At 73.2% G+C, this 24,989-nt stretch carries 25 protein-coding genes; 8 read left to right on the forward strand and 17 right to left on the reverse strand.

What is annotated here, in order from left to right; genetic code table 11:
- Positions 1-57 precede the first annotated feature (57 nt).
- Together ACFYT9_RS03235 and ACFYT9_RS03240 are read right to left on the reverse strand one after the other, a co-directional pair.
- Complete coding sequence (locus tag ACFYT9_RS03235) at positions 58-1,071, reverse strand: YdcF family protein (RefSeq protein ID WP_376601979.1); 1,014 nt, start codon at positions 1,069-1,071, stop codon at positions 58-60.
- A 253-nt stretch (positions 1,072-1,324) separates the two neighbouring features.
- Positions 1,325-2,722: a tetratricopeptide repeat protein gene (locus tag ACFYT9_RS03240; RefSeq protein ID WP_389160639.1), complete on the reverse strand. Its 1,398-nt coding sequence runs from the start codon at positions 2,720-2,722 to the stop codon at positions 1,325-1,327.
- Between the two features lie 186 nt (positions 2,723-2,908).
- On the opposite strand from ACFYT9_RS03240, the gene ACFYT9_RS03245 reads away from it, so the two are divergent.
- The 3 genes from ACFYT9_RS03245 (at position 2,909) to ACFYT9_RS03255 (ending at position 5,142) form a co-directional block, all read left to right on the forward strand.
- Positions 2,909-3,937, forward strand: a complete 1,029-nt coding sequence (locus tag ACFYT9_RS03245; RefSeq protein ID WP_387275135.1) for an Lrp/AsnC family transcriptional regulator — start codon at positions 2,909-2,911, stop codon at positions 3,935-3,937.
- Between the two features lie 84 nt (positions 3,938-4,021).
- Positions 4,022-4,324 (forward strand): DUF6191 domain-containing protein, encoded by a 303-nt coding sequence (locus ACFYT9_RS03250; protein WP_389160641.1) that lies wholly within the window; start codon positions 4,022-4,024, stop codon positions 4,322-4,324.
- 68 nt (positions 4,325-4,392) lie between these two features.
- Positions 4,393-5,142 carry an SURF1 family protein gene (locus ACFYT9_RS03255; protein ID WP_387275133.1) on the forward strand — a complete coding sequence of 250 codons (750 nt, stop codon included), beginning with the start codon at positions 4,393-4,395 and terminating at the stop codon, positions 5,140-5,142.
- A 263-nt stretch (positions 5,143-5,405) separates the two neighbouring features.
- Here ACFYT9_RS03255 and ACFYT9_RS03260 read toward each other — a convergent pair whose 3' ends face one another.
- From ACFYT9_RS03260 to ACFYT9_RS03285, 6 genes are all read right to left on the reverse strand, one after another.
- Positions 5,406-6,914, reverse strand: a complete 1,509-nt coding sequence (locus ACFYT9_RS03260) for a hypothetical protein (RefSeq protein ID WP_389160642.1) — start codon at positions 6,912-6,914, stop codon at positions 5,406-5,408.
- The gene (locus ACFYT9_RS03265; RefSeq protein ID WP_389160643.1) at positions 6,911-7,648 is read right to left on the reverse strand and encodes a SigE family RNA polymerase sigma factor; all 738 of its coding nucleotides are present in this window, start codon (positions 7,646-7,648) and stop codon (positions 6,911-6,913) included. The genes ACFYT9_RS03260 and ACFYT9_RS03265 overlap by 4 nt, the downstream gene beginning before the upstream one ends.
- A gap of 348 nt (positions 7,649-7,996) precedes the next feature.
- Positions 7,997-9,265: an aspartate kinase gene (locus ACFYT9_RS03270; RefSeq protein ID WP_376603926.1), complete on the reverse strand. Its 1,269-nt coding sequence runs from the start codon at positions 9,263-9,265 to the stop codon at positions 7,997-7,999.
- Positions 9,266-9,425: 160 nt separating this feature from the next.
- Complete coding sequence (locus tag ACFYT9_RS03275; protein ID WP_389160645.1) at positions 9,426-10,082, reverse strand: DUF5063 domain-containing protein; 657 nt, start codon at positions 10,080-10,082, stop codon at positions 9,426-9,428.
- 56 nt (positions 10,083-10,138) lie between these two features.
- A complete protein-coding gene (gene recR / locus ACFYT9_RS03280) occupies positions 10,139-10,738 on the reverse strand; it encodes a recombination mediator RecR (RefSeq protein ID WP_376603922.1) in 600 nt (199 codons plus the stop codon).
- Positions 10,739-10,798: 60 nt separating this feature from the next.
- Positions 10,799-11,134 (reverse strand): YbaB/EbfC family nucleoid-associated protein, encoded by a 336-nt coding sequence (locus ACFYT9_RS03285; RefSeq protein WP_376603920.1) that lies wholly within the window; start codon positions 11,132-11,134, stop codon positions 10,799-10,801.
- A 289-nt stretch (positions 11,135-11,423) separates the two neighbouring features.
- Between ACFYT9_RS03285 and ACFYT9_RS03290 the strand changes: the two genes are divergently transcribed.
- Positions 11,424-12,128, forward strand: a complete 705-nt coding sequence (locus ACFYT9_RS03290; RefSeq protein WP_389161084.1) for an SLATT domain-containing protein — start codon at positions 11,424-11,426, stop codon at positions 12,126-12,128.
- A 105-nt stretch (positions 12,129-12,233) separates the two neighbouring features.
- On the opposite strand, the gene ACFYT9_RS03295 is transcribed toward ACFYT9_RS03290, so the two are convergent.
- From ACFYT9_RS03295 to ACFYT9_RS03305, 3 genes are all read right to left on the reverse strand, one after another.
- A complete protein-coding gene (locus ACFYT9_RS03295; RefSeq protein ID WP_376603918.1) occupies positions 12,234-12,884 on the reverse strand; it encodes a hypothetical protein in 651 nt (216 codons plus the stop codon).
- 96 nt (positions 12,885-12,980) lie between these two features.
- Positions 12,981-13,700, reverse strand: coding sequence for a GntR family transcriptional regulator (locus tag ACFYT9_RS03300; RefSeq protein ID WP_376603916.1), 720 nt, complete (start codon positions 13,698-13,700; stop codon positions 12,981-12,983).
- 135 nt (positions 13,701-13,835) lie between these two features.
- Positions 13,836-15,200 (reverse strand): aspartate aminotransferase family protein, encoded by a 1,365-nt coding sequence (locus ACFYT9_RS03305; RefSeq protein ID WP_376604725.1) that lies wholly within the window; start codon positions 15,198-15,200, stop codon positions 13,836-13,838.
- Between the two features lie 166 nt (positions 15,201-15,366).
- Here ACFYT9_RS03305 and ACFYT9_RS03310 point away from each other — a divergent pair, with 166 nt between their 5' ends.
- Entirely contained in the window at positions 15,367-15,960 is a 594-nt protein-coding gene (locus ACFYT9_RS03310) for a DJ-1/PfpI family protein (RefSeq protein ID WP_389160649.1), read from the forward strand.
- The gene (locus ACFYT9_RS03315) at positions 15,957-16,421 is read left to right on the forward strand and encodes a MarR family winged helix-turn-helix transcriptional regulator (protein ID WP_389160651.1); all 465 of its coding nucleotides are present in this window, start codon (positions 15,957-15,959) and stop codon (positions 16,419-16,421) included. Before ACFYT9_RS03310 ends, ACFYT9_RS03315 begins: the two co-directional genes overlap by 4 nt.
- A gap of 77 nt (positions 16,422-16,498) precedes the next feature.
- Here ACFYT9_RS03315 and ACFYT9_RS03320 read toward each other — a convergent pair whose 3' ends face one another.
- From ACFYT9_RS03320 to ACFYT9_RS03330, 3 genes are all read right to left on the reverse strand, one after another.
- Positions 16,499-17,377, reverse strand: coding sequence for a glycoside hydrolase family 19 protein (locus ACFYT9_RS03320; protein ID WP_389160653.1), 879 nt, complete (start codon positions 17,375-17,377; stop codon positions 16,499-16,501).
- 152 nt (positions 17,378-17,529) lie between these two features.
- Positions 17,530-18,387, reverse strand: coding sequence for an FG-GAP repeat domain-containing protein (locus ACFYT9_RS03325; protein ID WP_389160654.1), 858 nt, complete (start codon positions 18,385-18,387; stop codon positions 17,530-17,532).
- A gap of 102 nt (positions 18,388-18,489) precedes the next feature.
- Complete coding sequence (locus tag ACFYT9_RS03330) at positions 18,490-19,431, reverse strand: NADP-dependent oxidoreductase (protein ID WP_389160656.1); 942 nt, start codon at positions 19,429-19,431, stop codon at positions 18,490-18,492.
- Positions 19,432-19,713: 282 nt separating this feature from the next.
- Between ACFYT9_RS03330 and ACFYT9_RS03335 the strand changes: the two genes are divergently transcribed.
- Positions 19,714-21,603, forward strand: coding sequence for a serine/threonine-protein kinase (locus tag ACFYT9_RS03335; protein WP_389160657.1), 1,890 nt, complete (start codon positions 19,714-19,716; stop codon positions 21,601-21,603).
- A 9-nt stretch (positions 21,604-21,612) separates the two neighbouring features.
- Here ACFYT9_RS03335 and ACFYT9_RS03340 read toward each other — a convergent pair whose 3' ends face one another.
- The 3 genes from ACFYT9_RS03340 to ACFYT9_RS03350 form a co-directional block, all read right to left on the reverse strand.
- Positions 21,613-21,930, reverse strand: coding sequence for a hypothetical protein (locus tag ACFYT9_RS03340; RefSeq protein ID WP_376602155.1), 318 nt, complete (start codon positions 21,928-21,930; stop codon positions 21,613-21,615).
- Positions 21,927-22,562, reverse strand: a complete 636-nt coding sequence (locus ACFYT9_RS03345; protein WP_387275111.1) for a DUF6232 family protein — start codon at positions 22,560-22,562, stop codon at positions 21,927-21,929. The genes ACFYT9_RS03340 and ACFYT9_RS03345 overlap by 4 nt, the downstream gene beginning before the upstream one ends.
- A 159-nt stretch (positions 22,563-22,721) precedes the next feature.
- Positions 22,722-24,005: an adenylosuccinate synthase gene (locus ACFYT9_RS03350; RefSeq protein ID WP_376602157.1), complete on the reverse strand. Its 1,284-nt coding sequence runs from the start codon at positions 24,003-24,005 to the stop codon at positions 22,722-22,724.
- 142 nt (positions 24,006-24,147) lie between these two features.
- Between ACFYT9_RS03350 and ACFYT9_RS03355 the strand changes: the two genes are divergently transcribed.
- A complete protein-coding gene (locus tag ACFYT9_RS03355; RefSeq protein WP_376602158.1) occupies positions 24,148-24,969 on the forward strand; it encodes a diacylglycerol kinase in 822 nt (273 codons plus the stop codon).
- Positions 24,970-24,989 lie beyond the last annotated feature (20 nt).

The raw sequence follows: 24,989 nt of genomic DNA on the forward strand, positions 1-24,989 counted from the left end.
ACCTCCGTCCCTCCAGCGTAGGGACGCCGGGCCCGGCCCGCCCTCCGGAGCCGGGCATCACCCCGCGACGGCGAGCCCCAGGCAGCCGATGCCGAGCAGCACGGCGCAGACCGTCAGGTTGACCACCCGGTACTCCAGGAAGACCGCCACGAACTCGCGGATGGTGGCGCTCGGCCAGAAGTACGCGGCGGTCGGCGATCCCACCACCTGGCCGTCCACCCCCGCCTTCCTCGCCATCAGCGCGGCCCGGAAGGCGTGGAAGTTGTTGGTGACGATCACGCAGCCGGCGCCCGGCCGCTCCGCCTCCATCAGCTCCTTGCTGAACAGCAGATTCTCCTCCGTGTTGCGGGAACGGTCCTCCCGGACGATCCGGTCCTCCGGGAAACCCCGCTCCACCAGGTACGCGGCCATGGCGTGGGACTCCGGCAGCTCCTCGTCCGGCCCCTGGCCGCCGGAGGCGACGAGCAGCGGCGGCACCGGCCCGCCGCGCTCGGCCAGCCGCTCGTACACCTCCCGCCCCCGGTCGAGCCGGCTCGCGAGCAGCGGCGGCACCCGCCGGCCGCCGATCAGCCCGGAGCCCAGCACCACCACGAAGCCCGCGTCGCGGCGCAGCCGCATCCGGCCGTACAGGAACGCGTACCCCACGAAGCAGAGGAAGAGGAAGGAGACGTATCCGAGGACGAGGAGCAGGGTGACGGCGATGACGCCGAGGACCCGGGAGCGGGCGAGGACCGCGACCGCCGTGAGTCCGAGCACGCCGAATATGCCGAGGCCGGCGAGGAGCGAGAGCAGGTTGGCCGGGCTTCTGCCCTCTCTGCGGACCATTTTGACGCCGTTGACGCAGAGCAGCCAGGCGAGGACCACCGGGCCCAGGCAGAGGACCAGCAGGAGAAGGACGAGGACCGTCTCGGTCAGGCCGTGCGGCAGGTCGTCGACGGCCGAGAGCAGGCCGAGGCCGAGGAAGGTGACGGCGAGACCGAGGTACACCGCGTTCCCGAAGCGGCGGCGGTCGCGCAGCAGACCGACCCCGAAGAGGAGGAGGAAAAGGGCGGACACCGCGAAAGCGATCATGGCTTCATCGTAGGCACCGCACAGCGCCCGGGCAGGGCCTCGGAGCGAAGCTGTGGACAACTCTCCGGAGGCCGGTCCGTCCCCACCCCGCGCGGGTGAGTCACCTCACCCCTCGGACGGGCACCCACGCCCCGGACGGGTCGCGAGTGGCCCCGAGGACGGGTCGCCCCGTGGCCCCGAAGCTGGGTCGCCCGCCAATCCCGAAGGTGGCCCGTGGCCCCGAAGGTGGGTCGCCCGTGGCCCCGAAGGTGGGTCACCGCTCCCGCGAGAGCGCGAACAGGCCCTTGCGGGCGCCCTCTTCGTACGCCTCGCGCAGTGCCGGGTCGCCGAGCAGCGCGTCCAGTGCCGCGTCGCTGCGGGCCCGTGCCACCGAGCAGTAACGGGCCGGCCGGTATGAGGTGTCGAAGACGGAGGTGCGCAACAGGTCGACAGCGCCGAGGAGATGGGCGGCCCGGTCCGGACGGCCGTCGAGCAGCCTGATCCGGGCGAGGAGTTCGGCCGCGCAGGCGGCGCCCGTCGCGGAGCCGAGCCGCAGGTGTTCGCACAGCGCCCGGCGGGCGTGCTCGGCGGCCCGGACCCGCTCCCCGTCCCAGGCGAGGAGTTCGGCACGGGCGTGGTCCCCCCAGGCGTCGGCGAAGAGGTCCCGGCCCGCCCAGGTCCGCCGCCCCACCCCGTCCAGCTCCAGCTGGTCCAGCGCCTCCTGTGCGGCCTCCGGGTCGGTACGGCTGAAACACAGCGCCAGCGCCGCCCAGCACGCCTCCCGGGTGGGGCCGAAGTCGGGCACGTCCCCGATCTGTTCCAGCGCCTCCCGGAACTCGCCCGCCGCCGCCCGGGGGCGGCCCTGGTAGAGGGCGATCGAGCCGCGCAGATGGGCCAGCAGCCCCAGGCACCGCTCGTCCCCGTCCCGTACCGCGCTCGCCCACGCCCTCACGAGCAGCGGGTCGGCTTCCTCCGGACGGCCCGACTCCAGCTCCAGGAAGGCGGCGAGCCACAGCGCCCGGGCGGGCGGCGGCGCCTGGTGCAGCGAGAGGACGTGCCGCAGCCGGGTCCGCCCCTCGGCCACCCGCCCGCAGGCCACCCACAGGAACCACAGCGAGACGGCGATCTCCAGGGCCGCGCCGGCCTCGTCGCCGGGGGCGAGCGGCGCCGTCGTCGGGTCCATCGCGGCGGCCAGGTCGGGGAGTTCGCGCAGCGCCAGGTCGCGGGCGTCCAGCTGCCGGCCCCGCTGCCACCACTCGGAGGCCCGCCGGGCGACCTTCACGCACCACCTCCGGTGGTGCAGGAGCGCGATCCAGCGGTCGCCGCGGGCGGTGAGCCTGCGGGCGCCGACCGCCCTCACCGGGTGCGGCATCCAGTGGCGCGGCCCGCCGTCCTCCCCGTCGAACAGGTCGTCCACCGGCAGCAGCGCCCGCGGCGCCAGCCGGTCCAGGACGGCGCCGACGTCGACGGCGGCCAGCGCCCCGTACCCGCAGACCTCCTCCACGGCCCGCCGGTCGAAGGCGCCCTCGAAGACCGACAGCCGCTCCCACAGCAGCCGTTCGGCGGGGCCGGCCGTCGCGTACCCCTCCTCCGCGACGGCGAGCTGGGCGGCGGCGACCGGCTCGCCCCACAACACCTCGTACTCCGGAGGTTCTTCCGCCGCTCGCCCCATGGTTCCCGTCCCCCGTGGCCCTGTTCCGCCGGATATGGTCCGCCGTCGGGTGTCGTCGCTGTGACTTCCGGCCGATGTCATGGCCATCGAGCGTCGAGGCGGCTTGAATGCATAGGCCCTGGTCCACATCCTGGGGTGCCCTCGGATCCACGACCAAGGTTTTCCGGGGATCGGCCAAGGAGGGAAATGCAGACCGGGGAATCCGTCCTGGGAGAGGCGGACATGTCGCTGATCCACGCGCTCCAGCTCCTCCCGCGGGCCAGCTGGACCCAGCTCTCCACCGTCCTCAGAACCGGGCCCGACACTCTCGCGCGCCGCTGGGAGCACCTCACCTCGGGCGGGTACGCCTGGACGTCGCTCCTCATAGGGCGGCGCGGCACCGAGTCCGCGCTCTACGCCTGGGTCGAGCTGGAGTGCACCGCCGACAGCGCGGAGTCGACGGCGATCGAGCTGTCCGGCGACCCGGGCACCCTCGGCGTGCACGCGGTGACCGGCGGCGCCGATCTGGTCCTGCTGCTGATCGCGCCGGACCTGCCCGCCCTCGACGCCTACGTCACCGGCCGGGTGCGCCGGCTGCCCGGCGTGCTCCGGGCCCGCACCCAGGTCGTCACCCGGATGCACAACCGCCCCTACCGCTCCCGGGTCGAGCACCTCACCCCCGCCCAGGCGCGGCTGCTCACCGAGGTGACGGCCCTGGAGCGGCGGGACCCCGCACGCGCGCGCGTGGCCCCCCATGTGACGGAGCTGGACGGGCGGCTGGTCGCGGAGCTGGCCGGGGACGCCCGCAGGACCGCCGCCGAGCTCGCCCGGCAGTGCGGCACCAGCGAGTCGACGGTACGGCGCAGGCTGGACCTCCTGTCTGCGGGCGGCGCGCTCCACCACCACTGCCAGCCGGCGCCCCGCTTCTCCGGGCGCCCGGTGTGGGCGATGGTGACGGCCCAGGTGGCGCCGCTGGACGAGCCGGCGACGGTGGCGGCGCTGACCCGGGTGCGCCGCACCCAGGTGATCACCTCGGTGACCGGTCCGCACAACCTGGCGGTGGCGATGTGGCTGGGCTCGGTCGACGAGCTGCACGAGATCACGGCGGGGCTGGTGCGGGCCGCCCCGGCACTGCGGATCACGGGGACGGCGGTCAGCATGCGCACGTACAAGATCGGGGCGCAGGTGCTCGGTGCGGACGGCCGCCGGACGCACCACGTCCGGCCCGATCCCTGACGGGGGCACGCACGGCCTCGCGCTCCCCCGGGGCCCCGGGGACAGGCCCTTCCGGCCGTCGGTGCGCCGTGGTCTCCTGGGGGCATGGAGTTCGCCGTGTTCGTGACGCTGCCCGGGCTGGTCATCCTGCTGACCGCGGTCGCCTTCGCCGACCAGTTCCTGCGTATGACCGGCCGCGGGAAGCGCCGGGGCACGGTCTCCTCGACCGGTTTCGAGCAGCTTCACGCCACCTTCTCGCCGGGCAAGCAGAGCGAGCTGAAGGAGCGGCAGAGCGCCCTGCTGCTCCGTGACGACGAGGAGGACGGGGCTCCGCCGCGCCGGACCACGGTGGACCTGGCGGGCGGGCGCGCGGTGATCCGGCTGGGGCGGCCGGACGCGGCGTCCTGAGGAGCGCGCGCCGGGATTCGGATGCCCTCCCGGCGGGGCGCCGGGACCGTCCCCGTACCGTGGGGGGCGTGTACCGGTTCCTGAGGACCCCCCGCTGGTGGGGGATCAATCTCTTCGTCCTGCTGGCCATCCCCTTCTGCGTGTTCATGGGGACCTGGCAGCTGGGCAAGTTCGAGGATCGCGTCGACTCCCACCAGGAGGCCGAGCGGAAGCCCGCCGCGAGCGCCCAGCGGGCCGCGCCGCTGGCGTCGCTGCTGCCGGTGGACAAGGAGACCTCCGGCCGTGTCGCCGAGGCCACCGGCCGGTACGGACAGCAGTTCCTGGTGCCGGAGCGCGAGCTGGACGGCAGGCGGGGCTCGTACGTGCTGACGCTCCTGACGACGGACGACGGGCGGTCGCTGCCCGTGGTCCGGGGCTGGCTCCCGGCGGGCGCGGAGGCCCCGGCGCCGCCGTCCGGGGAGGTCACGGCCGTGGGCGCGCTCCAGGCGTCGGAGAACCAGGGCACGAAGGGCGTGCGGACGGCCGGCGGGCTGCCCGAGGGGCAGCTGGGCATGATCAGCGCGGCGGCGCTGGTGAACGTGGTGACCGACGACGTGTACGACGCCTGGGTGACGCTCACCGACTCGCCCGCCGGTCTGACGCCGGTGCCGGCGGCCGCGGCGGCGGGCACCGGCCTGGACGCGAAGGCGTTCCAGAACCTCGGCTACACGGCGGAGTGGTTCGTCTTCGCCGGCTTCGTGGTCTTCATGTGGTTCCGGCTGATGCGCCGTGAGGCGGAGGCGGCGCGGGACGAGGAGCTGGGCCTGGCCGGTCCCTGACCGGCGTCACCGCCGGCCGGGCACGGGCACGGGCACGGGCACGGGCACGGGCACGGGCACGTTACGGCGTACGGCGAAGGGGCCGGGGAGACGCTCTCCCCGGCCCCTTCGCCGTACTTCGGTGAGGCTCGGCCCCGGGGCCGTACGCGGTCGGGGCCCAGCCGTACGCCGGCGGGGCCCGGCCCGGCAGGCCGTACGCAGGCGAGGCCCGGCAGGCCGTACGTCGGCGAGACCCGGCCTCGAAGGCCGTGGCTTCGTGAGGCTCAGCTCTTGAGCAGCCCCGTGCGGTAGACCGTGCCCGCGCAGGCGCCGGAGAGCACCGTGCTGACGGTGGGGTCGCCGGGCTCCGCGGTGTGGCTGACGACGACGCCGCCCTCCCCCGGTTCGGCGCGCATGAGCTGGGTGGTGACGCCTGAGTCGATGCCGGAGTCGGTTCCCGAGCCGGAGCCGGAGCCGGACCCGCCACCGGTGCCGCCGGTGCCGCCGCCGGCGTCGGCGCCGCCCGGGGTGGTGCCCTCGCCGCCCTCGGTGGGTGTGGGCGAGGGCTCCGTCGGGGTCGGCGTCGGCTCGGTGGGCGGAGGCGGCGAGGGCTCCGTCGGGGTCGGCGTCGGCTCGGTGGGCGTGGGCGAGGTCGGGGGGTCGACCGGGCCGAGGGTCGGGCAGCCCTCGCTCGGCACCCAGGCGAACTTCACCTGGTACGAGTCGCCGGGCTGGAGCAGCACCGACGCGGCCTCCGCGGAGGGCGCGGGCAGGCCGGTGGCCGGGTCGCCGTCGCTGTGCCGGACGACGCCGATCCGGCTCGGGTCGGCGGAGCCGGTGGTCGAGACGCCGACCAGGCCGTCGCCGTCGACGACACAGGGCTTGCCGGAGGCGTTGACGATGGTGAAGCCGCCGTAGACGACGCCGGTGGCGTCGGCTCCGCTGTTGTACGCGCCGGCCGACTGGAGGGTGCCGCGGCCGCAGCTCAGGGCGGCTCCGGGGCCGGCGGCGGTGCCGGCCGCGGTCGGGCTGCCCTTGGGGTCGGGACGGCCGGTGCCCTGGGTGGCGCCCGTGGTGGGGCCGGTGGTGGGCGAGACCTCGACGGACGGCCCCTTGGTCGTGGCCGGGCTCTCGGCCTCCTCGCCGGTGCCGCCCTGCGCCTGCTCGCCGTGGCCGGCGAGGGCCGGGTTGGCGGTGGTGACGCCCGGGGAGCCGGCGACGTGGACGACGGCCGGGACGGCGGTGCCGATGAGGACCGCCGCGGCGGCGGCGCCGACGAGGGCCTGCCGCTTGCGGGCGCGGCGGGCGGGGACGGCGCGGCGGAGGTGGTCGAGGGAGTCGGTGGACGGTTCCAGTCCCGAGACGGCGCCGTGGAGCAGTCGCCGCAGCGCGAGCTCGTCCGCCTCCTCGTCCTCGCCGGGTGCGGGCTCGAAGTCCATCATCAGTCGTCCACTCAGATCGTCACGGGCGACGCGGCCCTGTTCGGGGGCGCGTCCGCCGCGTTCGTCGGGGTCGTGGCGCTCCTCGCCCTCGCCGCGCACGTCGCGCCCGGCCCGGTCCTCCCGGTCGCCGCGCACGTCCCGCTCGTGTCGTTCGTCCTGCGCCGGCTGCTCGGCCTGATCGACCTGCGCCGGCTGCTCGGCCTGATCGACCTGCTCGGCCTGCTCGTCACGCCCGGTCCGCTCGTCGTGCTCGGTCCGCCCGGCCTGCTCGTCACGCTCGGCCTGCTCGGCCTGTTCGTCGTGCTCGGTCCGCTCGTCGCGGTGCTCGCCCTGGTCCCGCTCCGCGCTCATGCCTTCGCCTCCATGACGACGCGCAGGGCGGCGATGCCCCGGGAGCCGTACGCCTTCACCGAGCCGAGCGAGATGCCGAGGGTCTCGGCGACCTGAGCCTCCGTCATGTCGGCGAAGTAGCGCAGGACGAGGACCTCGCGCTGGCGGCGCTGGAGGCCCTTCATCGCCTTGATGAGGGCGTCGCGCTCCAGCTGGTCGTACGCCCCCTCCTCGGCGCTGGCCATGTCGGGCATCGGCTTCGAGAGCAGCTTGAGGCCGAGGATGCGGCGGCGCAGCGCGGACCGGGAGAGGTTGACCACGGTCTGGCGGAGGTAGGCGAGGGTCTTCTCGGGTTCGCGGACGCGCCGGCGGGCCGAGTGGACGCGGATGAACGCCTCCTGGACGACGTCCTCGCAGGAGGCGGTGTCGTCGAGGAGGAGGGCGGCGAGACCGAGCAGCGAGCGGTAGTGGGCGCGGTAGGTCTCGGTGAGGTGGTCGACGGTGGTGCCGGCGCCGGTGACGGCGGAATCGGCGGCCTTGCGCGGCGCGGGGATGCCGCCGGCTCCGCTCGCGCGGGATTCGGTGGGCACGACAGTGGTCACCGGAGGCCCGTCGAGAGGGCGCGGACGTCCGAGCGGGCGGGCCGCGACGGCGCGTCCGGGCACGGGGACGCCGCCGGGCGCCCGGAGGGGGAGCACGGCCGCGCGTACCCCCCGGAGCGGGGAGATCGCAGGGATGTCGAGTACGTCTGCCACGCCTGTTGGACTCGTGTTCCCCCGGGATGGTTGTACGCGTACACCGCCGTTCTCTGCGGCGAGCAGATCATCCTCATGCGTAACCGTTCTCCCCCTTTTTCCCCGTTTCCGCGCATGCTCCGCGCCACGTTCGTGGGTGAACGCGGAGACGCGCCCCGCCCAACTACGAGTTGCAGCAAGGGGGAAGAGCATCGTCCGACACCACATCACCGCAGTTCAAGGGGGTTCCGTGGCCGAATTGCTCACAGGATTTTCACAGATCCCACGAAGTCACCGCAATCGGATGCGACGACCGCGCCCGGCCGCTGGGGAGCGGCCGGGCGCGGTCGGTGGGACGCGTGGGCGGGGTCAGCGCCCGGTTCCGCCGTAGACGACGGCCTCGTCCGAGTCGCTGTCCAGACCGAAGGCGGTGTGGACGGCGGTCACGGCCTCGTTGACGTCGTCGGCGCGGGTGACGACCGAGATGCGGATCTCGGAGGTCGAGATGAGCTCGATGTTCACGCCCGCGTCGGACAGGGCGCGGAAGAAGTCCGCGGTGACGCCCGGGTTGGTCTTCATGCCGGCGCCGACGAGGGAGATCTTGCCGATCTGGTCGTCGTAGCGGAGCGAGTCGAAGCCGATCGCGGCCTTCGCCTTCTCCAGGGCGTCGATGGCCTTGCGGCCCTCGGCCTTGGGGAGGGTGAAGGAGATGTCGGTGAGGCCGGTGGAGGCCGCCGACACGTTCTGCACGATCATGTCGATGTTGATCTCGGCGTCCGCGACGGCCCGGAAGATGGCCGCGGCCTCGCCCGGCTTGTCCGGCACGCCGACGACGGTGATCTTCGCCTCGGAGGTGTCGTGGGCGACACCGGAGATGATGGCCTGCTCCACCTTGTCCCCTGTCGGTTCGTTGCTGACCCACGTGCCCTGGAGTCCGGAGAAGGACGAGCGGACGTGGATCGGGATGTTGTAGCGGCGTGCGTACTCGACGCAGCGGTGCAGCAGCACCTTGGAGCCGGAGGCGGCGAGCTCCAGCATGTCCTCGAAGGAGATCCAGTCGATCTTCTTCGCCTTCTTCACCACGCGCGGGTCGGCGGTGAAGACGCCGTCGACGTCGGTGTAGATCTCGCAGACCTCGGCGTCGAGCGCGGCGGCGAGCGCCACGGCCGTGGTGTCCGAGCCGCCGCGGCCCAGCGTGGTGATGTCCTTCTTGTCCTGGGACACACCCTGGAAGCCGGCGACGATGGCGATGTTGCCCTCGTCGAGGGCGGTACGGATCCGGCCCGGCGTGACATCGATGATGCGCGCCTTGTTGTGGACCGAGTCGGTGATGACACCCGCCTGGCTGCCGGTGAACGACTGGGCCTCGTGGCCCAGGTTTTTGATCGCCATCGCCAGCAGGGCCATGGAGATCCGCTCTCCGGCGGTCAGCAGCATGTCGAACTCACGTCCGGCAGGCATCGGAGACACCTGCTCGGCGAGATCGATCAGCTCGTCCGTCGTGTCGCCCATCGCGGAGACCACGACGACCACCTGGTGGCCGTTCTTCTTGGCTTCCACGATCCGCTTGGCGACGCGCTTGATGCCCTCGGCATCGGCAACGGAGGAGCCTCCGTACTTCTGCACGACAAGGCCCACGTGCGCTCCTCGCTCGGTCGGTGCCGCAGCCTCTCGCTGCGGTCGGCTCAGTCTAACGAGCGACCGAAAAACGCCTGCCCGCTATCACATCCTGAGACGCGGTGCCCAGAGAGTGATCACATCGGGACGGGCGCGGTCCGTCCGCGCCGCCCCTCGGCCCCTACAGGCCCTTCATCCCCAGCGGCCCGGCGATCTCCTGGACCATCACGCGGCCCGCCTCCTCGGCGAGGTCGTCCTCGGCCAGGTCCTCGTCGGTGTCGAGGCCGTCCAGGGCCGCCAGCGGCTGGTCCAGGCGGACGTGCGCGACCAGGGACTGGAGGGCGCGGAGGGTGGCCGAGGCGGTGGGGCCCCAGTTGGAGAAGTACGAGAACTGCCACCACCACAGGGCCTCGGAGGTGCGGCCCGCCCGGTAGTGGGCGAGACCGTGCCGCAGGTCCGTGACGATGTCGGCGAGGTTGTCCGAGATCCGGGCCGGTACCGGCGCCTTGCGGGGCTCGTACGGGTCGAAGACCTCGGAGAAGACGTCCACCGGGTCCAGCATCACCGCGAACCGCTCCCGCAGCTCGTCCACGTCCGGCTCCGGACCCGTGTCGGGCTCGTACCGCTCGTCCGGGAGGATGTCCTCGTGCGCGCCCAGCCGGCCTCCGGCGAGCAGCAGCTGGGAGATCTCCAGGAGCAGGAACGGCACCGCGCTGTCCGGCTCGTCGCCCTTGGCGACCTCGGTCGTGGCGACGATGAAGCTCTCGACGGAGTCCGCGATCTGCACCGCGAAGTCGTCGGGGCTCTGCGTGATGGAGTGGAGCGTGGGGTCAGACATCGAGGAGCCTCCCTGAGAGCTCACCGGCACCGGCCCGGTCCTCCCGCGCCCGGTCGTCATACATCTAGCAGCCTCCGCCCCTCGAAGGCACGGCCGAGCGTCACCTCGTCGGCGTACTCCAGGTCGCCGCCGACCGGGAGCCCGCTGGCGAGCCGGGTGACCTTCAGCCCCATGGGCTTGATCATCCGCGCCAGGTACGTGGCCGTGGCCTCGCCCTCCAGGTTCGGGTCGGTCGCCAGGATCAGCTCGGTGACCGTGCCGTCCGCGAGGCGGCCGAGCAGCTCCCGGATCCGCAGGTCGTCCGGCCCGACGCCCTCGATCGGGCTGATCGCGCCGCCGAGGACGTGGTACCGCCCCCGGAACTCGCGGGTCCGCTCGATCGCGACGACGTCCTTCGGCTCCTCGACCACACAGATGACGGTCAGGTCCCGGCGCTGGTCGCGGCAGATGTTGCACCGCTCCTGCTGCGCCACGTTCCCGCAGACCTCGCAGAACCGGACCTTCTCCTTGACCTCCAGGAGCGCGTGGGCGAGCCTGCGCACGTCCGTCGGCTCGGCCTGGAGGATGTGGAAGGCGATCCGCTGCGCGCTCTTGGGACCGACGCCGGGCAGCCTGCCCAGCTCGTCGATCAGGTCCTGGACCACGCCTTCGTACAACGGAACGCCCTTTCCGGGGGGTGCTGCCTTGCTTCTTACGGTAGTGGCTGGAAGTGCCCGCTAGAAGCCCAGGCCCGGCATCCCGCCCAGACCCTGCGCCAGCGGGCCCAGCTTGGTCTGCTGGAGCTGCTGCGCGTTGTCGTTCGCGGCCTGCACGGCGGCGATCACCAGGTCCGCCAGGGTCTCGGTGTCCTCCGGGTCGACCGCCTTCGGGTCGATGACCAGGCCGCGCAGCTCTCCGGAGCCGGTCACGGTGGCCTTGACGAGGCCGCCGCCCGCCTGGCCCTCGACCTCGGTCGCGGCGAGCTCCTGCTGGGCGCGGGCGAGGTCCTGCTGCATCTTCTGCGCCTGCTGGAGGATCTGCTGCATGTTGGGCTGGCCGCCACCGGGGATCACGGTCACTCCTCGTGGTTGATGGTTCGGTCCGTCACGTCTGGTGCCGGTGGAACGAGCCTACGTGGTCGGGGAGCGCCCTGCCGTGACAACTCTTTCGAGTGAGAAACTGCGGGCTCCTCTACCTGATCAACACCCTCTTGCGGGCGGAAATCCCGGGATTCCGGGCCCATCGCCCACCATTCGGCGGTAGGAAGGGCAGGCACCACGTGCACCGCACGTCACAGAAGGACACGAGCGCCACGAACGCTGGGCTGAGCAGAGGAGTCCCCCGGTGAGCCACCAGCCGGAGATGCAGCCGCCGGGGCAGCCCGGGGGAGACGTCCACAGAGATCTGACGGGGAAGCCCTTCCCCCTGGGCGACTGGGGCGAGCCCGCGGAACGCCTCGACGAGCTCTACCGGTGGGTGGAGACGGGCGCCCTGGCCACCGCCGAGTGGTATCTCTCCGACCGGGTCCGGAAGCGCCGCTGCGCCCGGATACTGCGGATCGGCACCGCGCTCGGCGTGATCGCCGGGGCCGCGCTGCCGCTGCTCGACCTGACCGGGGTCGCCGAGGGCGCGGCCGGCTGGGGCTATCTCTCGCTGCTGCTCGGCGCCGCCTGCCTGGCCTGCGACCGGTACTTCGGGCTGACGTCCGGGTGGATGAGGGACGTGGCGACCGCCCAGGCCGTGCAGCGGCGACTCCAGGCGCTCCAGTTCGACTGGGCCTCGGAGAGCGTGCGGGAGGTCCTCGGGCCGACGGAGGGGACCGCCAGCGAGGCCGCCGACCGGTGTCTGGGGGTGCTGCGGCGCTTCTCGGAGGACGTGACGGAGCTGGTGCGGGCGGAGACCGCGGACTGGATGGTCGAGTTCCGCTCGGGCCCGGCGCCGCTGGCGCTCCAGTCGGTCGGGGTCATGCCGGCGCGGCCGGAGGCGGCGCACCCGTCGGGCCGCTTTCCGCTGCCGCCGGGCACCCGGCCCAACATGCCGCGCCAGCGGCCCCCGGAGACCCGCTGAGGGCCTCCGGGGACCAGCTGAGGGCCTCCGGGGCCGGGGCGGCCGAAGCCCCCGCCGCCCGGGCTCGGCCGGAGTCCCGGGGTCCGGGGCGGCCGGGGTCCCGGGTCAGCTGAGCATGATCATCGAGCCCTGGGCGAGGCTGCGGGTGGCCGCCGCGTGCAGCCCCAGCCAGACGTGCCGCTCCCGGGCGAAGGGGCCGTCGTCGTACGGGAGCGGGGCGGCGGGCTCCTCCAGCTCGGTGGGCCGGGCGGGCGGGGCGGGGGCGGCCGGCGGGTTCGCCGGGTCGATGCCGAGGGCCGGGGCGACGAACTCCAGCTCCCGCAGCAGCCCGTAGGAGGAGCCGAGCGGGCCGCCGCCCGCGAGCAGCTCGTCATTGGAGAGCGGGACGGGGAAGTCGACCGGCACGTACGCGCCCGCGTGGTCGTAGTGCCAGACGAGGTGGGACTGCTGGGCGGTGGCCTCGAACATCTCCAGGAGCTGCTCGTAGTCCCCGCCGAGCTCGCCGACGGGCTCGACCGGCAGCCCGCAGATCGCCAGCAGGTAGGCGCGGCGCAGGAAGTGCAGGGCCTCGTAGTCGAAGCCGGCGACCGGGGCGACGTCGCCGGAGAGGCCGGGCATGTACGCGTACACGGGCACGGTCGGCAGGCCGGAGGCGCTCAGCACGGCGTCGTAGGCGGCGAGGTCTTCGGCGAAGGGGTTGTCGGGGCTGTGGCACAGCACGTCGACGAGGGGGACCAGCCACAGGTCACAGGCCAAGGGAGGCTCGCTCTCCGTCAGTTCCGGGGAGGGCCAGGGTAGTCGGCGGGGCCGACGACGCCCACCCGTGGGAGGCCTGCCCCGGGAAGCGGGGCCTCAACCGGACCGGTGCAGACGGGTCTCCAGGCGGTCGGCCCATTCCAGCGCGTGCGCGTTGTAGGCGCGGACGACTCCGACGGCGGCCTCGGCGTCGCCGCGGGTGACGGCGTCGATCAGGTCCACGTGGCCCGACCACAGCCAGCCGTGGAGTTCGCGCTCGGCCCGCAGGTAGGGGACGGAGAAGGCCCACGCCTGGACGCGCAGGCGGTGCAGGAAGCCGGCGATGTGCTCGTTGCGGGCGACGAGCCGGCCCAGCTCGTGCCAGTAGCGGATGTCGTAGCCGATGAGGACGTCCAGGTCGCCGGCGCGGGCGGCGCGGACGGCGGCCTCGCCCCGGCGGCGGATCGACACCAGGACGACCCCGAGGTCGGGGTCCGGCGCGGGGAGCGGCACGCGCGCGTGCGGGGTGTGGCGGCGGAAGATGCCGTCGGCGACGAGCATGCGGGCCTCGACCATCTCCCGGTAGTCGTCCACGGAGAAGCGGTGGACGCGGAAGCCGCGGTGCTGGTCGGAGTCGAGCAGGCCCTGGGCGCAGAGTTCGACGAGGGCCTCGCGGACCGGGGTGGCGGAGACGCCGTACTGCTCGGCGATCTGCTTGACGGTGAACTCCTGGCCCGGCTGGAGACGCCCCGCGAGGACCTCGTCACGGAGAGCGTCCGCGATCTGCCGGCTGAGGGTGCTGCGGGTGACGGCGCTGTTCGCGGACGTGCCGGGCATGCGGGCGGGGCCCCCTCCGTGAGGTTCCGGAAGACTCTAGTCCAGACCGGCTCCCGGGGAGGAGGCGCCCGTCACACGGGGTGACGCCGGCCGTGCCGTCGGCGGCGGCGTCACCCCGTGCGCGGGTCCGCGGTGTCAGACGGTGTGCTCGTCGGCGACGGTGAGCGCCGCGTCCAGGGCGGCCAGGCCCTCCTTGACCTCGTCCTCGGAGACGTTGCAGGCCGGGACGGCGTGGGTGCGGTTCATGTTGACGAAGGGCCACAGGCCGTTCTTCTTCGCCGCGGCGCCGAAGGCGGCCATCGGGGCGTTGGCCTCGCCGGCCGCGTTGTACGGGACGAGCGGCTCGCGCGTCTCCTTGTTCTTGACCAGGTCGAGCGCCCAGAAGACGCCCATGCCGCGGACCTCGCCGACGGAGGGGTGGCGCTCGGCGAGCTCGCGCAGGCCGGGGCCGAGGACGGTCTCGCCGATGCGGGCGGCGTGCTCGACGACCTTCTCGTCCTCCATCACCTCGATGGTGGCGACGGCGGCGGCGCAGGCCAGCGGGTGGCCGGAGTAGGTGAGGCCGCCCGGGTAGGGGCGGGTCTCGAAGGTGGCGGCGATCCGCTCGCTGATCGCGACGCCGCCGAGGGGCACGTAGCCGGAGTTGACGCCCTTGGCGAAGGTCATCAGGTCGGGCACGACGTCGAAGTGCTCGGCGGCGAACCACTTGCCGGTGCGGCCGAATCCGGCCATGACCTCGTCGAGGACGAAGACGATGCCGTACTTGTCGCAGATCTCGCGGACGCCGGTGAGGTAGCCGGGCGGCGGGGTCATGATGCCGGCGGTGCCGGGGACGGTCTCCAGGATGATCGCGGCGATGGTCGCCGGACCCTCGAAGGCGATGGTGTCCTCCAGGTGCGCGAGGGCGCGCTCGCACTCCTGCTGCTCGGTCTCGGCGTAGAACGGCGAGCGGTAGAGGAAGGGCGCCCAGAAGCGCACCACGCCGGCGGAGCCGGTGTCGGAGGCCCAGCGGCGGGGGTCGCCGGTGAGGTTGATCGCGGTGGAGGTGGCGCCGTGGTACGAGCGGAAGGCGGAGAGCACCTTGTGGCGGCCGGTGTGCAGCCGGGCCATCCGGACGGCGTTCTCGACCGCCTCGGCGCCGCCGTTGGTGAAGAAGATCTTGTCCAGGTCGCCGGGGGTGCGCTCGGCGATGAGGCGCGCGGCCTCGGAACGGACGTCGACGGCGAAGGCGGGCGCGAAGGTGGTGAGCTTCGCGGCCTGCTCCTGGATGGCGGCGACCACCCTGGGGTGCTGGTAGCCGATGTTCGTGTAGACGAGACCGCTGGTGAAGTCGAGGTAGCGGTTGCCGTCGTAGTCCCAGAAGTACGAACCCTCCGCGCCGGCCACGGCGAGCGGGTCGATCAGGCCCTGCGCGGACCAGGAGTGGAAGACGTGCGCGCGGTCCGCTGCCTTGACGGCGGCGCCGGCCTGGGGGTCGGGTTCGATGACATGAGGGGTCATGCACCGAAGCGTAAGGAACCGCAGGTGGGACGGCCATCACCATCTTGTCCACCGAGAACGCGCCGGACACGACATTGTGCTCTGCATGGCGGCCGGCTGCGGATTTCGTCGTCGGTGACCCTCGACCCCTATTGACAGCATCCTGTCGTCATGACAGTCTCTTGTCATGACCTCCAGGACCGTTCACCTCGCCGTGTACGACACCCTCGCCGACTGGGAGACGGGGCACGCCACCGCGTGGCTCGCCCGGGCCGGCTTCACCGTGCGGACCGTCGGCATCGACGCCGGGAAGCCCGTCACCACGATCGCCGGGATCCGGATCGTGCCCGATCTCGCACTGGACGAACTGCGCCCCGAGGACAGCGCGCTGCTGATCCTCCCCGGGGCCGAGAAGTACGACGAGGGCGACGAGCTCGCCCCCTTCACCGCCGCCGCCCGCGCCTTCCTGGACGCCGGGGTGCCGGTCGCCGCCATCTGCGGCGCGACCGCCGGACTGGCCCGCGAGGGCCTGCTCGACGACCGGGCACACACCGGCGCGGCCTCCTTCTACCTCGCCGCGACCGGATACGCGGGCGGCGAGCGGTACGTCGAGGCCGACGCGGTCACCGACGGGGACCTGGTCACCGCCGGACCGACCGAGCCCGTCGCCTTCGCCCGCGAGATCTTCGCCCTGCTCGGCGCCTACGAGGGCAAGCGGGACGCCTGGTACCGGCTCTTCCACGACTCCGACCCGGCCGCCTTCGCCGAGCTGAACGAGTGAGCCGCGCCCAGCAGGACGCCCTGAGCCGGACCGCCCTCGGCGTCTTCCGGCTCAACGGCCAGTTCCTCGCCGTCTCGGAGAAGCTGGCCGAGCCCGCCGGGCTGACCGCCGCCTGGTGGCAGGTGCTCGGCGCGGTGCTCCCGGAGCCGCTGCCGGTGGCCGGGATCGCCCGGGTCATGGGCATCACCCGGCAGAGCGTCCAGCGCGTCGCCGACCTCCTGGTCCGCGAGGGCCTGGCCGCCTACGCCCCCAACCCGGCGCACCGGCGCGCCAAACTGCTCGCCCCCACGGAGGCGGGCCGCGCGGCGATCACCCGCATCGACCCGGGCCACGCCGAGCTGGCCGCCCGGCTGACCGCCGCCCTGGGCGGCCAGGACGCCTTCGACGAGACGGTCCGGGTGCTCGACCGGCTGTCGGCGGCCCTCGACGTGGTCGTGGCGGAGGCGGAGCGGGCGGGCTGACGGAAGACGCGCACACGCCCCGGCCGTCAGGCCGGGGCGTGCGGAGGAGGGTGGTGCGGGGTCGTACGGGCGAGCGGCTAGCAGGACAGGTTCGCGCCCGCGGGGACGCCGAGGATCTGGGTGAACTGCTGGTACTTGGTGACGCGGCTCTGGACCTGGGCCGGGTTGCGGCCGTTGCACTCCAGGGAGCCGTTGATGGCCCAGATGGTCTGCCCGAAGCCGGCGCCGTTGACCATGGCGTTGTGGGCGGTCATCGTGCCGGGGCCGTTCTGGGTGTTCCAGTACCAGAGGCCGGTCATCATGGCGATGTCCGGCTCGCGCTCGACCCGCCAGGGGTTGTTCAGGAGGTCGATGCCGAGGGCGTCACCGGCGGCCTTGTAGTTGAAGTTCCAGGAGAGCTGGATGGGGCCGCGGCCGTAGTAGGCGGCCTGGCCGGCCGGGCAGCCGTAGGACTGGCTCCGGTCGCAGTAGTGGGGGTAGTTGGCGGTGTTCTGCTCGACGATGTGGACGAGGCCGCCGGTCTCGTGGGCCACGTTGGCGAGGAAGGCCGCGGCCTCCTGCTTCTTCACGGTGTCGCTGCCGGTGCCCGCGAAGGCCGGGTACTTCTTGGTGGCGGTGACCAGGCCCGCGTACGTGTAGAAGGGGTTCCGGTTCGGGAACATCTGGTTGAACTGGGCCTCGGTGACGACGAATCCGGACGGGTCCGGGTTGCCGCCCCCGCCGCCGCAGGCGCCCTCGTCGCGCCAGACGTCGCTGGAGCCGGGACGCTCGTTCTGCGTCCACCACTTCGCGTACCAGTTGCGGCCGTTGTACGAGGCGGTCATGCCGCCCGTGTAGACCTGGCCCGAGTTCCAGGCGGTGACACAGGCGGGCGCCGCGCCCGCCGTGGCGGGGAGCAGGACCGCGAGTCCGAGTGCCGTACAGAGAGCGGCGATCAGTGCGAGAAGTCGTCGCATGCGCTGTCGTCCTTCCGGTGGGGGGAAGGCCAGCGAACCGGCACTGGTCTGTACCTGTCAAGGTCTAGACCAAGACTCGGGACGAACGGCCGACGACAAGGGGCTGCCCCGTGCCCGCATCGACGGGAACGGGGCAGCCGCACGCCTGACGCCTAGACGAGGCGGTAGTCCTTCATGTTGGAACTCATCACCTGCACCGGCGCCTTGAACGGCCGCGCCGCGTCACCCGTACCCGGGTACCGGAGCATCTCACCCGTCGTCTTCCGGGCCAGCAGGTCCACCTTGCCGTCCTCGTCCATGTCGCCGATCGACAGCAGGCGGTCGTAGACGTTCCACCCGTGGCCGATCTTCGTACGGCCCGTGAAAGGCACCTTGTAGTCGCCCGTCCCCTTGTAGAGCCAGAGGACACCGGCCTTGTCGCGGGCGGTGAGGTCGGCCTTGCCGTCACCGGTCAGATCCCCCTGGCCGGCCAGCTCGGTGTACTGTCCCCAGCCGCCGCCGACCCGCGCCCGTGTGGTGAGGCGACCGTCCGGGTAGGACAGGTGGCTCCACAGCACACCGGCCTTGTCGAGAGCGATCAGGTCGGCCTCCTTGGCCCCGCCGAGGTTGCCGGGAGACAGGACATGGGTGTAGATGTTCCAGCCCTTGCCGATGGGCCTGTCCGACTGCCACCGGCCGTTGACGGAGCCGGTGAACTCCAGTCGGCCGTCCTTGTAGCGGCTCCAACTGGCCTCGCCGTACCCGTTGTTGTTGTTGTCGACGACGATGCGGTCGACGAGGTCGGGGTAGGCCTCCGGACCCGGCATCTCGGCGTAGAGCTCGCCCCCCGCCGACCGCCACTCCACCAGCTGGTGGGTCTGCTTGTGGACGCTGTACAGCTCGAAGACGGGCGCCACCACGGGGTCGGCGGCCGGCGCGGCGACGGCGGAGGCCGCGCCGGTGGCCGTCGCGGCCGCGACGGCGGTGGCGACGAGCGCCGTCCTCAGCCCGGGCCTGCGTCGTGCGAACATGATCGGGTTCCCCCCTGCGTTGTTTCGCTGTCACCCTTCCGACCGGCGAAGGCCCCCCAGGGTTGTACGAAACCGCGCGCTTTCTCGATCTCTTCCCGGTCGTCAGATCATCAGCACGATCCGGCCGGGCCGGTGGCCCGCCTCCGCGCGCCGGTGCGCCTCGGCGGCCTGCTCCAGCGGGATCACGTCGGCCACCCGGGTCGCGAGGGCGCCCGCGCCCAGCAGTTCCAGGAGCTCCTTCAGCCGCGCCGCGTCCGGGCGGCCCTCCACCACCTCGACCCGGACGTCCCGCTCGGCCACCGGCACCCGTTCGGGGGAGGCGGAGACGAAGACCCCGCCGTCCTTGACCGCGGGCAGCAGCGGTTCGGCGATCAGGGCCGCGTCGAAGACGCCGTCCACCCGCTCCGGCGCGAAGCCGAGCACTCCGGTGATCACCTCTTCGGGCGAGCCGCGGCCCACCACCCCGTGGGCCCCGAGGAGCCGCAGCTCGTGCATGTCGTCGGCGTCGCCGAGGGCGATCACCCGGTGGCCCGCCCGCGCCGCCAGCTGCACCGCGAACCGGCCCACCACCCCGCTCGCCCCGGTGACCAGCAGCGTCGAGCCCTCGGGCAGTTCCAGGAGGTCGAGCGCCTGCGCCGCGGTCACCGCGGAGAGCGGCAGCGAGGCCGCCGCCGTGAAGTCCACCTCGTCCGGGACCGGCGCCAGCCAGGCCGGGTCCGCCAGGATCGTCTCCGCGTACGTCCCCACGCCGCTGCCCTCCGCCACCCAGGGCACGAAACCGGCCACCCGGCTGCCCGCGTCCAGGCCCGGAGCCGGGTCCACCAGGGTCCCGGCGAAGTCGTAGCCGAGCACGAATGGCGGGGCCAGCGCGCCCAGCGCGGCGGCGAAACGGCCGGAACGGATCTTGAGGTCGGCCTGGTTCACCGCCGCCGCCTTCAGCCGCACCCGGACCCGCCCGGGGGCGTCCGCGGGGTCCGGCTCGGGACGACGGGCCGATCTGAGGACCTCGGGTCCGCCGTAGGCGGTCACTTCGACGACACGCATGGGGTTCCTCCTCCGGAAGGGCCCCCTCACGGCCATTACATCCACGCTCCTCCGGCCCGGGCAACCTCTGCCGGGCCACCCGGACGACCCCCGCCCCGGCCCGGACCCGCCCCTGACACCGGACGCGGTACCGACCCGGCACGGACCCGGTACCGGCCCGGCACGGACCCGGATCCGGACCCCGCCCCCGCCCGGACACCGGACCTGAGGCCCGCCCCGACACCGGACCGTGACCCGGACCGCGCCCCGGCCCCTCCGCGCGGTCTGGCATCCTCTTGCCACGTGGAGCCATTGAACGCGGAAGACCCGGTCGCCATCGGCCCGTTCCGACTCGTCGGACGGCTCGGTGTCGGCGGCATGGGCCGGGTGTTCCTCGCGCGTTCGGCCGGCGGACGGACCGTCGCGGTGAAGGTGGTGCACGCCGAACTGGCCGCCCAGGACGAGTTCCGGCGCCGCTTCGCCCGCGAGGTCGAGGCGCTGGAACGGGTCGGCGGCTCCGGCACCGCGCCCGTCCTCGGCTCCGACACCACCGCGGCCGCCCCGTGGGTGGCGATCGGCTACGTGCCGGGCCCCTCGCTGCGGACCGTCGTCGGCGACGAGTACGGGCCGCTGCCGCCCGCCACCGTCCGCGCCCTCGGCGCCGGGCTCGGCGAGGCCCTCGGCCACATCCACCGGGCCGGGCTCGTCCACCGCGACCTCAAGCCCTCCAACGTGCTGCTCACCGTCGACGGCCCCCGGATCATCGACTTCGGCATCGCCCGGGCCGTCGACACCGTCACCGACGGCGGCCTCACCAGCACCGGCGCCGTCGTCGGCTCCCCCGGCTTCATGTCGCCCGAGCAGGTGCGCGGCGAGAAGCTCGGCCCGGCCTCCGACGTCTTCTGCCTGGGCTCGGTGCTCGCCTACGCGGCGACCGGCCGCTCCCCCTTCGGCACCTCCGACAGCGGGGTGCACGCGCTGATGTTCCGGATCGCCCACGACGAGCCGGACCTGACGGACGTGGCGCCCGCGCTGACCGGGCTGATCCGCGCCTGCCTCGCCAAGGACCCGGCGGCCCGCCCGACGGCGGCCGAGCTCGCCGAGACGCTGCCGGTCACCGACCCGTGGCTGCCCGCCGACGTCCTGGTCCGCCTCGGCCGGCACGCGGCGCGCCTGCTGGAGGCGGAGAGCACCGACGAGCGCCCGGCGGAGCCCGCCCCCGAACGCACGGCGGGCGGTGCGGCGCCCGGCGACCCGACGCCCGCACCGGAGCCGGAGCCGGAGCGGCCCCCCGCCCGCTCCCGGCGGCGGGTGCTGACGGCGGCGCTCACGACCGTCGCCGTGGCGGCCGCGGCGGGCGTCGGCTACGCCCTCTGGCCGCTCGGCGGCGGGACCGGCGCCCCCGGCGGCGACGGCAAGGGCACCGGGTCCGGCTCGTCCTCCGTCTCCTCCCCGCCCGCCGGGGCCGTGCCCGCCGCCTTCCTCGGCGCCTGGGAGGGCGTCCTCCGGGGCACCCCGGAGCACCCCCGGGAGACCGTCCGCATCGAACTGGTCCAGGGCGCGACCGGCACCAAGACCGCCGTCTACACGCACGTCGGCGACAACCGGCTGTGCATGGGCCGCTCGCGGCTCGTCTCCGCCGACGAGGACAAGGTCGTCCTCGGCGAGTCCGACGTCACCACCAGCGTGCCCGCCCGGCGGTGCATGGCCGCCGCCCACCAGACGCTCACCCTGCGCTCCCCCGAGGTCCTCGAATGGACCTCGGGCACCGCGAAGGCCACCTTCCGCAAGGCCCGCACCGGCCAGGAGATCCTGCCCGCCGAGTACCTGGGCCGCTGGAAGATGAAGCCGCTGGTCGAGGGCCCGGAGGCGGACCGCTACACCGACGAGGTGACGGTCACCCAGGGCGCGGTGGGCTCGGCCGTCCTCCGCGTGCTGAGCGTCTATCCGCGCACGGACGCGGAGGGCAACCAGCTCGCCGACGCGGTCAACTGCACCTGGACGGCGATCCTCGCGAGCACCACGCCCCCGTACGTCCTCGGTCCCATGGACCTGGAACCCGGCGCGGACCGGGAGTGCGTCCGCGACGACCCCGGCGGCTACCTGACGCTGACGACGTACAAGGGCAAGGAGATCCTCCAGGTCTACCCGATGTACGACACGGAGCCGGGCGAGTACCACCGCGAGGAGTGAGCGCCTAGGTCAGGCGGCCAGGAGCTCCAGCGCGGCCCGCACCGCGTCGAGCAGCGGCTGCCCGACGGCGCCGACGGTCGCGGCGATCCCGGCGATCGCGATCAGCGTCCGGCGCCGGGAGGGGCCGTCCGCCGGGGCGTCGAGCTCGGCGAGTCCCGTTTCCAGCGTCTCCCGGTCCGCTTCCGGCACCGCTTCCCGCAGCACCCCGGCCTGCTGTCGCACCGTGGCGAGCGCCTGCTCCAGGGTGGGTGGGGCGGCGGGGGCGTGGTGGTGCACGATGCCGGTGTTGCTCTCCCCGCCGTACATGTTCACGGTGTCGCCGCTCATCGCTGTATCCCCCTGTTGCCGGTGCCGCCGTACATGTTCACGACATCGCCGAAGTAGTAGTTGCCCGGGTTGCCGATCGGGAGCGATCCGACGCGCTCCAGGAGTTCGCTGTCGGGGTGCTCCACCGCGTGGGCGAGCTGGTGGACGAGCCGGTGGAGCTGCTCCGGGGTGCCGGCGACGAGCGCGGTGGACGCCCCGTTGGTCTCGATGGCCAGGGTGAGGTGGGAGGCCGCCCCGACGACGGTCATCATCTCGACGAAGGCGTAGATCAGGATGCCCACGATCACCAGCCAGACGAAGCTCTGGAGCCCGCTCGGGCCCGACTCGTTTCCGTAGTCGTCGTACGTGGGACGGCCGAACGCCCCCAGTTCGCCGAGCAGGAGGACGAGGAGGGAGGCCAGCATCAGCCAGCCGAGGCGTCGGGCGAAGCGCCTCACGGCCTCCGCGCGCCGGGGCCGGAGGACGAAGGTGTAGACGCGGACGACGTTCTCCAGCGGGTAGAAGGCTCCGCCGATCCAGAGCAGTCTCCGCTCCACCCGCAGTTCGAGCGGGCCGTTGCCGGGCGGCGGGGCCGCCGGAGGAGTGGACGGCGCCGGTGGCACGGGCGGTCTGGGCGGTCCGTTCTCTGTCATGGATCCCCCTGTGACGGATGGGCACGCACGCGTGCAGGGAGACTCATTAGCGGCCCAACTCACCTTGCGGGCAAGGGAAGTTCCAGCCTTCTCCGCTCGCGCGGACACGCGAAGGGCCCGCGCCCCTCCCCGGGGTGCGGGCCCTTGCGCCGTCCTGATCTACAGGAAGGAGTTGATCTCGATGGTCTCGGTGCGGCCGGGGCCGACGCCGATGGCGGAGATCGGGGCGCCGGACATCTCCTCCAGCGCCTTCACGTAGTTCTGCGCGTTCTTCGGGAGGTCCGCGAAGGTCTTGGCCTTCGTGATGTCCTCCGACCAGCCGGGCAGGGTCTCGTAGATCGGCTTCGCGTGGTGGAAGTCGCTCTGGGAGTACGGGAGCTCCTCGACGCGCTTGCCGTCGATCTCGTACGCGACGCAGACCGGGATCTCCTCCCAGCCGGTGAGCACGTCCAGCTTGGTGAGGAAGAAGTCCGTCAGGCCGTTGACGCGGGTGGCGTAGCGGGCGATGACCGCGTCGAACCAGCCGCAGCGGCGGTCACGGCCGGTGGTGACACCGCGCTCGCCGCCGATGCGGCGCAGCGCCTCGCCGTCCTCGTCGAAGAGCTCGGTCGGGAACGGGCCGGCGCCGACGCGGGTGGTGTACGCCTTGAGGATGCCGATGACCCGGCTGATCTTCGTCGGGCCGACGCCCGCGCCGGTGCAGGCACCGCCGGCGGTCGGGTTCGAGGAGGTGACGAAGGGGTACGTGCCGTGGTCCACGTCCAGGAGGGTGCCCTGGCCGCCCTCGAAGAGGACGACCTTGCCCTCGTCGATGGCGTTGTTGAGGATCAGGGTGGTGTCGGCGACGTACGGCTTGATCTGGTCGGCGTACTGGAGCATCTCCTCGACGATCCGGCCGGACTCGATCGCGCGGCGGTTGAAGACCTTGGCGAGGAGCTGGTTCTTCTGCTCCAGGGCCGCCTCGACCTTCTGCTCCAGGATCGACTCGTCGTAGAGGTCCTGGACCCGGATGCCGACGCGGTTGATCTTGTCGGCGTAGGTGGGGCCGATGCCGCGCCCGGTGGTGCCGATCTTGCGCTTGCCGAGGAACCGTTCCGTCACCTTGTCGAGGGTGACGTTGTACGGGGTGATCAGATGCGCGTTTCCGCTGATCAGCAGCTTCGACGTGTCGACACCGCGGTCGTTCAGCCCGCTCAGCTCGGAGAGCAGGACCGCCGGATCGACGACGACGCCGTTGCCGATGACCGGGGTGCACCCCGGCGAGAGGATTCCGGAGGGGAGGAGGTGGAGCGCATACTTCTGGTCGCCGACGACGACCGTGTGGCCGGCGTTGTTGCCGCCCTGGTAACGCACCACATAGTCAACGGAGCCACCGAGGAGGTCGGTGGCCTTTCCCTTGCCCTCGTCACCCCACTGAGCACCGAGCAGCACAAGTGCGGGCACAGGCGTACACCCCTTCCGGAGGGGGCATTCCAAGGTCAGGGGGCCTACGCCGCCTCACCGGTGTGCCCCGGAATAGACGAAGCCCCTGGCGCAATAGCGCAAGGGGCTCTTGCACAAAGAGACTACCCGAGGAAGGACCGAGGTGTCGGATCACGACCAGCTGCTGGTCATCGTCGACCCGGTCGCCCGCCGAAGTGACGGCGAGTCCGTACGGATCGCGAAGGATGTCCTGTCCGCGGGCGCGGAGGCGAAGATCTGCCTGCCGGACTCCCCCGAGGAATTCTCCCGGGCCCTGTCCCGGCGCGGCTCCCGCCGCCCCGTCGTCCTCGGCGACGACCGGGCGCTGCTGCGCGCGGTGACCCTGCTGCACCGGGACCGGGCTTCGCTCGCCCTGGTCCCGATCGGTCCGCCGGACGCCCTGGAGGTCGCGTACGGCTTCGGCGTGCCGCGCTCGGCGGTGACGGCGGCCCGGACGGTGCTGGACGGCACGGTGCGGAGCCTGGACCTGCTGGTGGACGACAGCGACGGGGTGGTCCTCGGCGACCTGCGGGTGCCCGCCGTGCCCGTGCCCGCCGCCGGCACGGCCCCCTCCGTCTGGGGCACCTGCCGCTCGCTGGTCCGCACCCTGGTGCGGCCCGCGCCGCCGGTCCCCTCGGTGCTCGTGCACCGGCTGCGGGTGGAGGCGGACGGGGTGCTGCTGGCCGACGTGGACGCGCCGGTCTCGGCGGTGACGGCCCGCCCGGCGGGCGGTGGCGGTACGGCGGAGGTCACCGTCCACCCGGCCGCGACGTCCGGTCCGCCGCGCCGCGCGGCCGCCGGCGTCCTGACCGTCTCGGGCCCCGACTTCCGCTACCGCGCCGACGGCCGCGTGGCGGGCCCGGTCCGGCGCCGCACCTGGACGGTCCACGCCGACGGCTGGGGCCTCACCCTGCCCCGCGAACCGTCCCTCGTTCCACCGCTCTGACCTGCCCCGACACGGCTCCG

Source organism: Streptomyces sp. NPDC004435 (assembly GCF_042873895.1).
GTDB lineage: Bacteria > Actinomycetota > Actinomycetes > Streptomycetales > Streptomycetaceae > Streptomyces.